General features: G+C 36.8%; 10 protein-coding genes. 3 read left to right on the top strand and 7 right to left on the bottom strand.

Annotation, left to right across the window (positions count from 1 at the left end; translation table 11 throughout):
- Window positions 1–8 precede the first annotated feature (8 nt).
- From RT084_RS09920 to RT084_RS09905, 4 genes are read right to left on the bottom strand one after another with little or no spacing between them, the layout of a single operon-like run.
- Window positions 9–431, bottom strand: coding sequence for a hypothetical protein (locus RT084_RS09920; protein ID WP_188875642.1), 423 nt, complete (start codon window positions 429–431; stop codon window positions 9–11).
- Window positions 424–726 carry a hypothetical protein gene (locus RT084_RS09915; RefSeq protein ID WP_188875643.1) on the bottom strand — a complete coding sequence of 101 codons (303 nt, stop codon included), beginning with the start codon at window positions 724–726 and terminating at the stop codon, window positions 424–426. The genes RT084_RS09920 and RT084_RS09915 overlap by 8 nt, the downstream gene beginning before the upstream one ends.
- Before the next feature lies 1 nt (window position 727).
- Complete coding sequence (locus RT084_RS09910) at window positions 728–1,948, bottom strand: tyrosine-type recombinase/integrase (RefSeq protein ID WP_188875644.1); 1,221 nt, start codon at window positions 1,946–1,948, stop codon at window positions 728–730.
- Between the two features lie 11 nt (window positions 1,949–1,959).
- Entirely contained in the window at window positions 1,960–2,178 is a 219-nt protein-coding gene (locus tag RT084_RS09905) for a hypothetical protein (RefSeq protein ID WP_188875645.1), read from the bottom strand.
- Between the two features lie 114 nt (window positions 2,179–2,292).
- On the opposite strand from RT084_RS09905, the gene RT084_RS09900 reads away from it, so the two are divergent.
- Window positions 2,293–2,541, top strand: coding sequence for a helix-turn-helix domain-containing protein (locus RT084_RS09900; RefSeq protein ID WP_188875646.1), 249 nt, complete (start codon window positions 2,293–2,295; stop codon window positions 2,539–2,541).
- Window positions 2,531–2,749: a helix-turn-helix domain-containing protein gene (locus RT084_RS09895; RefSeq protein ID WP_188875652.1), complete on the top strand. Its 219-nt coding sequence runs from the start codon at window positions 2,531–2,533 to the stop codon at window positions 2,747–2,749. Before RT084_RS09900 ends, RT084_RS09895 begins: the two co-directional genes overlap by 11 nt.
- A 15-nt stretch (window positions 2,750–2,764) precedes the next feature.
- Here the strand turns inward: RT084_RS09895 and RT084_RS09890 are convergent, their stop codons facing one another.
- Both RT084_RS09890 and RT084_RS09885 read right to left on the bottom strand, forming a co-directional pair.
- Complete coding sequence (locus RT084_RS09890) at window positions 2,765–3,730, bottom strand: RepB family plasmid replication initiator protein (RefSeq protein WP_313099681.1); 966 nt, start codon at window positions 3,728–3,730, stop codon at window positions 2,765–2,767.
- A 337-nt stretch (window positions 3,731–4,067) separates the two neighbouring features.
- A complete protein-coding gene (locus RT084_RS09885; RefSeq protein ID WP_188875648.1) occupies window positions 4,068–5,354 on the bottom strand; it encodes a hypothetical protein in 1,287 nt (428 codons plus the stop codon).
- Between the two features lie 145 nt (window positions 5,355–5,499).
- On the opposite strand from RT084_RS09885, the gene RT084_RS09880 reads away from it, so the two are divergent.
- Window positions 5,500–11,001 (top strand): UvrD-helicase domain-containing protein, encoded by a 5,502-nt coding sequence (locus RT084_RS09880; RefSeq protein ID WP_188875649.1) that lies wholly within the window; start codon window positions 5,500–5,502, stop codon window positions 10,999–11,001.
- Window positions 11,002–11,229: 228 nt separating this feature from the next.
- Here the strand turns inward: RT084_RS09880 and RT084_RS09875 are convergent, their stop codons facing one another.
- A complete protein-coding gene (locus RT084_RS09875; RefSeq protein ID WP_313099676.1) occupies window positions 11,230–14,709 on the bottom strand; it encodes a hypothetical protein in 3,480 nt (1,159 codons plus the stop codon).
- Between the last annotated feature and the right edge of the window lie 35 nt (window positions 14,710–14,744).

Here is a 14,744-nt window from a genome sequence, read left to right as displayed (position 1 = left end):
AACTTTTTTCAAAAGGACTCTATAGCGTCAGCATCGTCATCTTCCCAATCGTCTTTATTAACAGGATAGGAATCAATCATTTGATCAAATTGCATAGGCTTCTTTAAAAATGCACGACAGACAACACATTCCCAATTTTCCCAGTCGCTAGGCATTTGATGATATTGTATCGGTTCATTGAGCAGATATTTTATACCACAGTGAATACAAGTAATATCGTTGCTATATAACCGCAATTTACTCAATGCCCAAGCCAACTCATCGGATGTCATGTCATACATGTCACAGACCATATTCACATAGACGATATGACTTGGCTTACAATCTTCATCGAAATTTGGGGTCAGATAGAAATGACATGCCTTGACCTGCTTTGGTGTCAAGACAGGATCATATATTATATTGTAGCTTGTTAGCTCTTTATCACTCATGGTAGCCTCCTAACATCGATTCTGGAAACTGCTTATCAAAAAGATGGCGTAACTGCCGATAACGCTCATTAGCAGTTTCATCTGGGTCAATGCGATGTAGCTGACGCTGTGTCCAAATACGCACCGCCTTTTGGTCATTCACATCCAACTCAATCTCCAAAAATTCTGCCAGGTCCTTGGTTGGCATGATATGAAATTCTTTGATTAATTCATTGCTCAGATGCAATGCTTCAGCACTCACATAATCATTTTTTTGTCCAAGTAATTGCTGTAATAGTTGGTTTGCATTTTTCATCTTAGTTATCCTGTTCTGCATTATAATGAAGTCGATTTTTTGTTTGTTCAGCCGCTAATTGTTTACTGGCTAGCAATAAACTATCAATTGCTGAACCATCTTGACGTGTTACATCAGGCACATATCGGCTATACACGCGAAACAGCATCTCAGTGCTACTATGCCCCATTTGCCGAGCAATCCATTCAGGATTCTCCCCTGCTGCAAGCCAAAGGGTAGCAGCGGTATGCCGAGTCTGATACGCTCTACGATGTTTGAGCCCCAATAGCTTTAACGTGGGTGTCCAAACACGACGATTGACATTACGATGCTCTAGTGGATTACCTTGTGAATTGCAAAACACATAGTCTGATTTACCAAAGGTATAGCGTTTTTGTTCTTGTAGGGCATCATAGACCAACTGTGACATAGCAATTTCACGATTAGAACCATAGGTTTTAGTTGGACCTTCAATGCCATCAACGATGGCACTACGCACTTTAATTTCTCTGCGGTCGAAATCCACACACTCCCATTTAAGCCCATCAATCTCACTACTTCGCATGCCCGTGAAAAAGCGTGTCGTATAATACGGCTTATAGTCATGGCGAACATGATTAAGAAAAATCCACACTTCATCCAACGTAAACGGATGAACATCAGGCTTCTGCTCTTTTAAGTTTTTAATGCCTTTAAACGGGGTATCAAATTCATAGCGGTCACTACCCTCTTGTAGTATCATACGCAGAGGTATCATAATTTGATTAATTCGTGCTACCGACAGACTGGCTTGGCTATTTTTACCGTAACGAACTTTGGCGAGCGAGGTACGGAAGTCAAGCAAGTCTGATTTTTTAATACTGGGTAAAGTCTTTTGTCCAAAATACGGAACCAGGTAGTTGTCCAAAATTATCTGTATCTTTTGTTGGTAGGCAGGTTGCCATTCCACTTGTTTTTCTTCAAACCACGTCTTGGAAAAATCTTTAAACGTAGGCTTACGACTGACACAAGCTTCCACTCGGTCATCAAGCTGTTTCATTTGCTCAATTTTTTCGCTCTTGGGAAAGTAAGCCGCATAATCAAAAATCCCCAATGTGATCTCTGCTTCCATCTTTTCGATAATCTTTGCCAAGGCTTTGCGGTTGGCAGGGGTATCGGTTAAGTTGGTTTTTTCACGGCAACGAATATTGTGGTAGCGAAAATCCACCACCAATACGCCATGCCTAGCTCTTATTGATGCCATTTCATTACTCCTTATTGTAGCGCCATGCCGTTGATTAGGCTCATGGCAGGTTTGCACATATCTTCTTCGATACGCTCCCAAACATATAGAATTTTGCGACCACCAAAGGGGCGGATGTAGTGAATATTTTCGATAAGTACACTGTCTTTTAAGCGAGTACGAATCGTGCGAGGATTGTATTTGATACGCTCAGAAAGCTCTTCTGTGGTAAGATACGTTTGTGTTGTCATAATAGACTCCTTGTAAAAAGTATAATTGAGATAGGATTTTTTCTATCTGAGATATACTTTATCATAATTTTATAATTGAGCAAGTACTTTTTACAACTCTTATGGTACTTTTTTATGATTAAATGTAAATTGCCACTTCTATTAGCTGAAAGAAGGCTTAAAGTCGCAGATGCCGTCCGAGAAACAGGCATTAGCAAAACGACCTTGCATAAAATTTATAATGAGCAATCAACGAGAATAGAATTTGAGACGATTGATAAGCTATGTGCGTTTTTAGAAGTGAGTGTAGATGAACTGTTTGACCATATCCCTAATGACGCAGAAGATGCTCTAAAAGAGCCAGAGGTGAATGATGATAAATAATCGCTTGCCGTTATTATTGGCTGAAAGAAAATTGCGTGTAGCAGATGTGGTAAGGCAGACAGGCATTAGCAAAACCACGTTGCATAAGATTTATAAAGACGAATCAACACAAATCGATTTTGATACGATAGATAAATTGTGTGATTTTTTGGGCGTTACAATGGGGGAAATTTTTGAATACGTGCCTGATGAACAAGCTTCAGAGTAAAGTTTAAAACATGGGTTAGCATTTAAATCCAAGCTTTGACAAGTACGGCATGTATAACGTCACCTTGTCCTGCTCTCGCTGTAATTCTTGAGAAATCCGACTGATGAAGGTATTCATTGATTCACCAGATCGAGCAAATTTACTGCCAAAATTTGTATCATTGGCAAGCTTGACTGCAAAGGTACTGGCTTGTGAAGCTGTTAAAAGGTGAAGCATTTTGACGCTCGACTCGCTATTTTCCGCTGTATCGGTCTTCTTTTTAACGCTAATATCGATACGAAAGTGAGTGATGTTGCGACCTGCCTTGATTGGGGCGATCTCAAGTTTAAAATCGCCTTGCTTGTTAATTTGCTCAATAGCAGGGTCTAGCACTCGCCGTCTGAATTCAGCGACCTTCGGGTACTTGTCAGCCACGCCAAATAAATCTTTCCACTCAAAGATAGACATCTCAGGGGTACTACCCAGTTTTTGCCATTTGGTGATTAACTCATAGATTCTTTTACTACTTGCTCCTGTGAAAGCTACGGTTTTGACATAGTCGTATTTGGTGTATGCTTTACCCGTATGTTCAATTAGAAATGCCAATGGGTCAGAAAAATGCAGCAGCAGGTAGCCTTGTTGGTCTTGGTAGGAGATACCCTGTAGCCAATTGTACTCCGCACGAAGTGTTGTAAAGTTATTATGAGGAGGTTTAAGCACTGATAATTTATCTTCTTCTTTGTCAGATATGATTGAAAGGTCACGATAAAGCGTGAATTTTAGTTTTTTTTCACCCAGTGTTTTTGCGGTATCTTTAAGCGTTTTATAAGCGTAAATGTCACTGACTTGATTAGCGGCAGCGAACTGCTTGGCAGTAATCATCACTTGCTTACCACCCGATTGTAGTTTATGGATTTTGTTGATAGCAAGCGTCATTAAATCATGTTCTGCCATCGTCAAGTCATAGCCGGCTTCGACTAAGGTATTGGATTTGGTAATCATGATTGTATCACTACTCTTACAGTAAAAATTTGACTCTGCCATCATACCACTCGTTATTAAGCATTTCGCTTAATTATAAGAATGGACAAAAAAAGCATGAAATCGTAAGTGACCTTAAGTGACATCGGTTACAAAAGGTAACCAAGTTTTCAATTCAATAATTTGTACATCTATACCAATAATCTGTACATCTTAATTCAATAATCCGTACATATAATTTCAATAACTTGTACATCTAACTTCAACAATTTGTACATTTACTAGGCTCTAAAGCAAGTATTCTCAATGCACAAAGCGTGCTGATAACTCTTATAATATTTAATAACATTCATAGTCATTATATGTTATCTGAGCGAGTTTTTAGAAAACTTTCATTGTCAAAGATAAATTGAGAAATTTCCTTGATTATATATTCTACGTTTAGGTAACGTTCGTAATTTAATCTTTTTTCAATCCATTCATCGACCATGTTTTTGCTTACAGGGTAAAAATTATGGCGTAGTCTTTCAGAGAAAATATTTTCTAATGTCTTAATGTTTATAACATTATAGGTATTACGAGATTCTTCAGCCAAAGCTATGACTTTTGCAAAGTAATCTAAATAGGTTGCATTCGCTAATTCCCATTTCTCATATGTTTTTTTATCGACAACGCTCAAATCATAAGATAAGTGACCATTATATATTGCATGAAGCAGATATTTATCGGCATCGAAAAACACAGTCAGTAGTTCAAAATCTCTGATTGCTTCATTATTTTTAGTATCATTCTGAAATGCTCCTGCAATTTCGATAATCTTTCTTTCATTTGATGGATATTTTCTTAAGAATACAAGAATAACTTTCCAATGCTTGGATGATAAAAGTGAAAAGTAGGATTGAGCGTATTCTTTTAATAAAGCTAAAGCCAATTTTTCATGTTGAGCAATATTTTCAAAGTCTATTTTTGGAGAATTGCTTATGAATTCTCGATAGAAATTTATCCAATTAAAAAAAGTAGCTAGTTCCTCAGGTTTAGCGTTGTGAAGAGCCTTATTATACTCTCCCCAAAATAAAATCCGTCCATTCAACTCAGGACAGAGAAACTCAATAAATTTGTTATACGAGTGAATTGGCTCAATTTCTTTGGCTTCAGCTCGTTTTTCTTCAATCAATTTTCTCTTAGCATGATCTCTTCGCTCCAAGCTTTCTTTATGATGATATGACCCGACAATGCCGTAAAAATGTTGCCAAAAATTTCTTTTACTATTGAGCACCAAATTTTCAATTGGTACAAGGCTTTCATAGCGATAAGCAAAAGGCTTACCATACTTAGCACTTAATATGATTTTATCGAGACTATTAATTCGTTGATAAAGTTTTTCATCTTCAAAAAAGCCAAGTTGTAAAAACCAATTTTTAAATAGATTGTTTACCTGAATACTATTTTTACTAAATTGGTCAATCGCTTCTTCCGTGATTGCTATATTTGGTAGAGCTATCATGTCTATAAGTGTATCAAGCGTAAAGTTGCCTTCTCGATACTGATAGAGTAGAAAGTCAGAATAAACCAGATTTTCATATAACGCTCTCATCTCTTCCATATCAGATAATGGGCCATGTGCTTCATGCAACACAAACTTCATGATATTTCCTTATGACCAATAATTAAAAAGTTATCCATAGCAATTCATTACAACCAATAATTATTAAAATATCTAGCATTATATCTGCTATGCTATAAATAGCAGATATAAGTTTAATATTCAATACTTTGAATAAATGAAGCCCATGACGACTGATTTAGAATTTATTGAACCTGTTTCACAGCCTCCTAAAGAACCTAGTCCTATTGCAGGACTCGGTGAGTATCTACAATCAAATCTTAGCGACTTTTTTGAAAGCTTAACAGCTGTAAGCGACATCCAAGCCATTTTAGACCAGATTAAATTAAATAAAGATACTATCGTATGGCTTGACCTAGAAATTGATCCAGACACTCAAAAACTGCTTGATGGAGCAGTTATCGCTGATGATTTGTATTGGCAATTTGATGAAACGTTGTTTAATAACAATGCAAGCCAGCTTTTTGAGATTTTTCAGACGGCTCATTATTTGGGTGGACATAATTTAATTGAGTTTGATCTGCCAAAATTAGTAGACTTTTTTACCGGTATTGAGGATTTGAATATCACTGATATCACGTTGACTCAATGGCAAGCCAAAACATGGGATACGCTTATTCTTAGTTGCCTGTTGATTCCACATCAGCCGACCCATGCGTTAGCCAAACTTTATAAAGCCAATACTGCCTATAACAATCCTGTGCTCGACTGTGTTGAAAGTCGTATCATCTTTGAGCTTTGCCTGACAGCATGGGCTAATCTAACTTTGGATAGTCAGTTTTTATACCATCAACTACTGCCAAATCTTGAGCAATTATCCAGTAAATCGTATTTTTATGTCGATAATGACTGTATCTTTGACTGGGATAATATCACGAGCGAAATGCCCGAAGGCAATCAATATGAGCTTATTGCCTTGCTAAAGCAAGCTTGTGATACACTCAAACAGCAAAAAATCACACCAAAAGAAAACATTAATCCTTGGCAGTATTTAGGTTTGGCGTGTTTTGTTAATTGGCTTCGCTACTTTGCCAAACCCCAAGCTCGCCGTCCTGTATGGATTAGCAAGCACCCTGTTTACAAAATAAGCTTTCAGCAAGCCGAAGAAACTTTTTGGCAAATTCATGAGCCGAATGAGGATTGGATTAACAGCCAATGCCAAGAATTTTTTGGGTTTGACAAACTGCGTGATGGTCAAATGCAGATTGTCAAAGCTACCCTTGCCAATCAAGATATTCCATTGGGGATTTTGCCAACAGGGGGCGGGAAAAGCCTAACTTTCCAATTACCTGCGTTGATTTTTAGCAAGTATCAACGCCAACTCACGGTCGTTATTTCACCGCTCAAAGCCTTGATTGAAGACCAAGTCATTAATCTTCATACCCAACTACCTAACTATGAAAGCCGTATCGCCTATCTGACATCAGGACAAACGCCCGAAACGCAAAAAAACATTATCACAGGCGTGTGGCAAGGTGATATTGACATCCTATATTTAAGCCCAGAACGCTTGCGAACTCACAGCATTCGTCAATTGTTTAAAAATCGCCCGCCTGCATTTTGGGTACTGGATGAAGCCCATACTTTAAGTCAATGGGGTACTGATTTTCGTCCTGACTTTTTGCGAATTGCTGATCATATTGTTGCTTGTTACAATCCGGATATCGCTCAAAAGGTACAGTCAAGCATTGAGGCGATGACACAAAAGCCCAGTAAAAACGACAACCAATTTGATTTGTTAGCAGAAGATATTACCCAAACTGTCAATGAGCCTGTCAAAGATTACGAGTTTATTGCTCCAAAAGTTAGCCTGGTGACCGCTACGGCATCGAGCCGTGTCAAAGAAGATTTGGATAAAGAATTGGTCAATAAACTGGTGGCTTTAACCGATAATAAGCCTTTGGTGCAGTATGGTACACCTATTGAAAGCCTAAAAATTTGGCGAGAGAATATCACGCCACACTTTGAACAAGTGCCAAAAGACAACCGCATGACCAGAATTTATCAAATCTTGCGTGAACGTCAAGCCTGGTATGAACAAAAACATCCTGAACATCCAGAGCAAGGCATTGCCCTTGTTTACCTGCGAAACCGCAAAGTCTGTGAAGAATACGCTAAACACTTTGCCGAACAAAATCTCAAAGCCGTCGCCTATCATGGCAAACTGGATGAATCACAGAAAAAGCAAATCTTACAACAGTTCAAAAACAATGAATTGGATGTGGTTGTTTGTACCAATGCCTTTGGGATGGGTATTGATAAAGCAGGGATTCATACCGTTATCCATAGTGGGGTGCCAAACAATCTTGAGTCGTACGTGCAAGAAATCGGGCGTGGAGCAAGAAAATCACATGAACACGCCCACGCTTATATGTTGTGGGACAATAGCGACATCGAAAATCAGTTTCAACAAGAACGTAATTCTCGCATTCCCAATACAGACACCTTAAAAAACTGTTGGGAACAAATCAGACCAATTCTGAGCAGACAGCCTAGTGATCAATGGTTTGCAGGCAATTTACTATTGCCAATTTTGGGCATTGACGATGATGTGGAGCAGCTTAACACCCAAATCCGTGTGGCTTTATTGGCATTAGAACGCTATGGCTTGCTGATTGAAAAAGAACAGCAACCTGCTTTTATTACCATTAAATTATTGCAAAGCCCCACAGTAGACCATAATAGTAAACTACTTAAACTATATAACCAATTGCAGCAAATTAACGATAACCTACCGACCCAAACCAGTATTTATAAAACCGCTGAAAAACAGCCCACTCGTTATCATCTGCCCGAACTTGCGGTAGCGTTAGGTTATTCGGTCAAGCAATTGCTAAATTTACTTCGTCAACTGGTCAAACTAGGGTTTGCTCAATGGGAAATCGTGGTCAATATTCGCCTAAACTATACCGTCAGACATTTAAAAAGCGAGTTTAACAAGAAAAAGCGTATGCTTGATGCCCTAAAAGCGTTTATTGCGAGCGATTTTTTTCAAACACATTATCAAGAGATAAATAATGTGGAAGGGTTTGAGCGTTTTGACAGCAGAGCTCTAGATAATTGGCTTGTGTCTCATCAGTATCAGTTCCGCACAGCTAAAGACATTTTTCCAATGTTACGAGCGTTAAATATCATTGCCACACGCCATCATTCACGCCAGTATTTTACGGTCAGCTCGACCGCCGAGACCAAAGAGCAACTGGCAACTGAGCAGCTCAGTGACAACTGGCATAATTGGCTAAATCTTGCTGAACAGCAATTTAATCAATTTGCCCGATTGCTGGATGAGTATATTTTTGCCAAGCTTGATGGAAAGGGGAAAGAAGTTGGCGAAAATTTCTCGTTGGACGATATTGCCGAGCAGTTTAACCGCTCACCAATAGTTATTTTGCAACAACTTGAACAACTACAAAAACTGGGCATCATTGAGCTATCACGGCTTGACGATGATGCCAATGCGATTTTCTTTATTGGCGAAAATTTTAGACAGTTTGTTAATGGTAAAAAAACTCCAAGTCGCTACGATAAACAAGCCTATGATTACTTACAAAAGCATTATACTGACCGTTGTATGCGAATCCATGTGTTAAATCATTGGCTGGGTAGCGACATAGATACCAAACGCTCACTGATGGAAGACTACTTTAGAAAACCGTTATCCGATGTGATTAAGCAATATATACCCAAAGAAACCGATGTCACTCGCCCCTATCTCAAAGATTATAAAAAACTGATTTTACCCAGCTATTTAAGCGAAGTACAAAAGCAAATCATTGAAGATAAAAGCCGTGCATCGATGATTTTGGCAGGGCCTGGTTCAGGCAAAACCACGGTGGTTGTGCATCGGGTCGCCCATCTGTTAATGATTGAAGAAATTAAGCCTGAGAAAATTTTGATTTTGGCTTATAACCGTTTGGCGGTGTGTGAATTGCGAGACCGCCTAAAGGCTCTAGTAGGAAATAATGCCAATGGCGTGACGATTTTGACTTTCCATGCCTTGGCTAGACAAATCACAGGACTGTCAGAAAAAGATGCCACCAATGAACAATTGGATGAAATTTGTTCTCGGATTGATCATTTAAATGAAGAAAAAAGTGACGATAAACGCAGAAATAATGCCCGCTACCAATGGCTTATCGAGCAAGCGATTGCCCAACTTAAAGAATCCCCCCAGTATTTTCAGTACATCATGGTTGATGAATTCCAAGATATCGACGAGTACCAATACGAGTTAATTGGTTTATTAGCTGACTTACAAGAAGCGGAAACTGAAGACGATATCAATGACAACCGATCGTCAGTCAACTATGAACAGCGTGGTTATCTAATGGTCGTGGGTGATGATGACCAGAATTTATATGCGTTTCGTGGGGCAAGTATCAAGTTTATTCAGCAGTTTGAACAAAACTATCATATTGACGTTTCACAAAAATATTATCTGCTCAATAATTATCGCAGTGCCGATAATATCGTGAATCTTGCCAATGACTTTATTAGTCAGTCATTGCCCAATGAAGAACGGTTAAAAGATGCTGATAATAGCATCAAGCCCACTCATATTCACCCAGAATTACCGATTCGCTATGGCATATTTTATCAGCCAAAAGGCATTGATATGGCAAGCTGGGTCGCCCACGATATTCAAGCCAAACTGGCTGAATTCGACAGTTTAGAGCATAAACCTAGCATCGCCATTTTAGCCCCACAATGGCGAGACTTTGATGCGATACAGCATTATCTAGAAATTTTAGGCATTAACAGCCAACGCTATAATGAAAGCGAGCAATTAATTCCCTTAAATAGCTTTATCGGACAGGCTTTGTACCAGTTCTTAGATAATGAACGCTTGGCGATAATTGATGGACAAGTGACCACGTTTTTAGAAAATTGGCGAAAAGAAAAGCACTTAACCGCTTTGGATAAGGCATGGCAGGCTATTTTAGGTAGTATCACAGATTTAGCTAATGTTACCTACGAACAAGTTTTACAACGCCTTGAAGTAACCCAATATGACAGTGAAAAAGCAGTTTACTTGCTCAGTTACCACAGTGCCAAGGGCATGGAATTTGACCATATCTATGTGATTGACCAAGTGAGTAAGTACACTCGAAACCAAGAAAATAGCCAAGATACAATCAGACCCTTGTATGTTGCTCTAACACGACCCAAGCAATCACTTACTGTCTTGCAACATCAACAAAATAATCATCAAATATTAGCTGATTTGTTGGCTAACCAAGGTCATAAACTTGAAATACCAACAGTCAGTAAGCCAGATTATTTATGCTTTCACCGATTCTTGCAACTCGAAGAAATCGTATTGACACCAAAAGCCTTGGTCAATGAAGAAGGACGAGAGTTTGTCACTCAGGTTTTTGTTAAAGATGGCTGGGGCAAATCAAATGCTGTATTTAGTCGATTTATTATCAAAGATTGGAATAAGCATAAAGTGACATCAGGTTTTTATTCTCCCCGTAATCAGCTTATTTGCCAGTTTTCAAGCAATTTAACAACTAAATTAGGCAATATGAATATTGAACTAGTAGGCTTTACTACCACTCTCTTCTATCAACAAGATATGAGTTGGTATGAAAAGCATCAATATCGTGGTATCGAAACTTCCCATTATCTGATAGTGCCTTTTATAAAAATAATGATAAAAATCTAACTACTGCGGTCACGGGGGGTTTCTAGCTCAAAGCTGCCCACTGCTAATTTAATAGTTGCTACTAAGGTTTTGATCAAGATATCTGTCTATACTTTCATATTGTCATTCCTTCTATTTCAAATAGTTTAGTGGAATAACACAGATTTTTGAATATTACCTTCGAAATTGGTATTGATGTTAAAAATTTAGACTATAAAGTTAATTTTCATATTCTTAGAAAGATTAAAGCTAATAAACTTGTATACTTAAATCAAGGACGAGAATATCGACCTTGCCCTTCAATCTATCAGGTAGTTGATTATTTAATTTCGTGAGGAGTTGCTCTGGCATCTCGATATCCTTAGAGCTTCTATTTGCTATTTTCACACTAGAACCAAACCATAAAACTAGATATATGCCTTGTTCATAAGCATCAGGATGTATAGAGTAACTTTCGAATAATTGGTTTGACATAGCATTAAATAGCTCAGGATGCCATTGTCCTTTAATTTCCATCACTAAAAGCTGACGTTTCTCATCCATTTTGGTAAAAGTAATATCTGCACGCCTAGCTTCATGCATTTGGTGCTCTGGCGTAACGATTATGCTTTTGGGCTCAAGCCGTAATCGTAATCTTTCTGCAATAATGAGAGCACAATCCACTTCATTCTTATGCTTATTATTCTCATAGAAGATACGTTTTGTAGTTGTATCGCCCCCATTCAAATCTTTTTGATAAACTTCAATTTCATCTTTGATAAGTGCCCTTAAATGTTCAACTGTAAGAATCGTATTAGTCTGGAAAAAGTCAGTAATAGCTTCAGAAGTGGGAGCTTTAAAATTTTCGAATGCCTTAAAGCGTTTTTTCTCTGCTAATTGGCTTTTTAAGGTAGCATAAAACTCATTAAATAATGGGCTAAGCAATAATCTTTCTATAACTTTCACACTATCATCAGATTTATCATCTTTTATTTGATAAACTAAATCTTGCAAAAACCTATATGCCCTTTCTTCTTTTGGACTATCAGTACCCCAACTATTAGGTAAATCTATTTTTTCCCACTTAGTTAAATAATGGTTTAAAATTTTCTCAATCCTGATAGCATTCAAAGCTGACCATTTACCATCGCCACCTCTATTCCAAGTATCTGAAAGAATCTCAAACTCAAAAATATTATCCTCATCTTCCTTAAGCCAGTCCCAATAGACATCATTATCCTCTATTAAGTAGAAGGCTCTAATTAACCAAAATACTCTACGCTTTTCAAATCCTGTATCTTCAGTTTCTTTTGGATACTTTAACAAAAGATTATCTGTATATTCTTTTACGAAGCCAGATAGCTCTTGAATCGTTGATTCATGATACGCTTTATTAAATAATTCAGATAAAGAACGAATATTAGTTTCAGGAAACTTTTTTAACCACTCTAAAGGTAGTTTCGGGATAAAAGATTGGAATACCTCATAAATTTCAAGCCACTCTACTCGTGAATATTCGCTTCTTGATTCCAACTCAAACTCAACAACCTCACGTATAAAAATTTCAGCACTTTCAGTATCTTTAAATAATATTTTATCAACTTCCTCAATAATAGATTTCTTTTCTAAAAAATTTATTCCTGAATAGGAAAAATGAGTATTTAAACGGTAGTTAATTAACAGCTTTCTACTTATATTATTTAAATCTCCATTTTTTCTAAACCTTTCATGAATGCACGCAGTAATAATTTCTACCAACGAATGATAATTTTCATTCTTATCTAACGGTTTAAATTTCCCATCATCGTTGAGTAAACCATCTATTGTAGACAAAGCATTATATAGTGAATTTCTCACAAGATTTTCATCACCAATCTGTGTGCTAATTTCACTAGGATGATGTAATACCAAATTCGCAAATTTTTTTAGACAATTTAATTGCTCTCCATTTTCAATAATTTGACGGTTTTCGTTAATATATCGTCTATTTCTTTGAAAAACTATTTCTTGCCAATTTTTACAACGCTTTTCATAACGCTTGTGTTTTTTCTCATACTTATAATATTCACTAACTCTATTTGGTCTGAAATGGAAGGCTGACCAAGCTAGCATAAAATTTGATTTATTTTTTGCTTGCTGCCTCATATAATGCCGTCTTTTATGATTTTCACTATCAAACCTACTATGATAAGGAATGAGTCTTCGCCATAGATTATGATTATCACTTTCATAAGCATAATCGGTAAAAAACTGCCAATCCTCATAAGTTATCGTCAAGCCAGAGTGACCTTTGACGGAAAAATTGCTAATCCATAAGTCATGTATATGATCAGGATCGGTTATCCTATTAAATGCGATTTTAAAAACTTGCTGCCTTAGTTGATTATTATTTTTTAGGAATTTTACAGATGCACTGCTTTCGATTAAAATAGAGTTTTCAAATCGTAAATTCCTTATCCAATACCAAATTTTTTCTGCATCAAATAAACCATTATTTACAGTGAAATATTGATCAAGGAGATAACCTATAACTTTACTTTGAGCATAAAGAGACTCATTCAGTATAGATTCGGTGCTCTTAGTGCAAAGTAATTTATTTGTTAGTTGATCAAGCAAATAGATAACTTTATAAATAGGAAGTTGTTTTATAAACTCATTAACAAAATAGCGTTCACCGATTATTCTAGTAAATTTTGTATTAACAAAATTGTTAGGCGTGTAAAGCTGTATAAAGCAGAAAAATAATTTTTCAAGAAATTGATCGTCGAATTTCTCAATACCCTTTCTCGTTAAAGTATAAGTTATCATATGCAACGAAGTAGTAGACAACTCAATCATTAAGGAATTTAAAGTCTCTATAACACTGTAATCTTTCATATTAGCTATACAAGCGTTGGCTTCGAATCTTACATTACTATCTTCGTGTGCATCTAAAACTAGCCCCTCAAGCTCGTTTTTAAAGTGAATAGCTTCGTTTGAACTCTCCAACATGCCCAAAAGCAACTTTCGAAAATAGTTATTTTTATTTTCTAATAACTCTACTTTTACTTCATCGATAATATCAAAGGTAAAAAAGCCAACAGTACTAAATGAAGACCTAAAAAAATCACCTCTTCTAAAGTAAGGATCACTAATAGATAAATCTTTTAAATTTTTAAAAATTAATTTTTTGGATGAGTTTAATAATTGAGATGGATCACCATTAGCAATTATTGCATAAGGATCTAATTCAATTAATCTTTCCTGAATACTTTTATTTCCAACTGTGGCTAGCCATCCCACCATTCCTCTCAATTCGTCTCTTACAAATCCATTGGGTGCAATAATGGCTAGTAGTTGATTTATAGATAAGGGATTTACAGAGTCCTTTAATCTATGACTCAGATATTCTGCTGCACCATATTCAGCAAGTATTTTGTGCACTGGTTGATGATGATCAGATTTATCACTTGGTCTAAACAATTGACTTGCCAATATCTCCTTAACATGCTCATTAACTACAATAGCATTTAAAAAGGGAAATAATCTCTCAGAATTGATTTCAGTATTACTAACACCTTCAGACCCTGATAGAAGCAAATTTGCAAAGACTTGTTGTGCAATTGCAACTTTCTGCTGAGTGGTTAAATATCTTGGGATCGAAAGCTCTTTATTAGTATCAGTTGCTGCTGCAATAAATGCAGCTGGAAAAATCGATTTCTTATCTAAGAATTCTCTATTTTTTTGAATATAAGGTAAGCATCCGACCATCCCATCTACCACCATTCTAAAAAATACGAGATAGT

The organism is Moraxella sp. CTOTU48717, assembly GCF_032057165.1.
In the GTDB taxonomy this organism is placed as follows: Bacteria; Pseudomonadota; Gammaproteobacteria; order Pseudomonadales; family Moraxellaceae; genus Faucicola; species Faucicola tetraodonis.
This window is presented reverse-complemented; position numbering and strand designations above follow the sequence as displayed.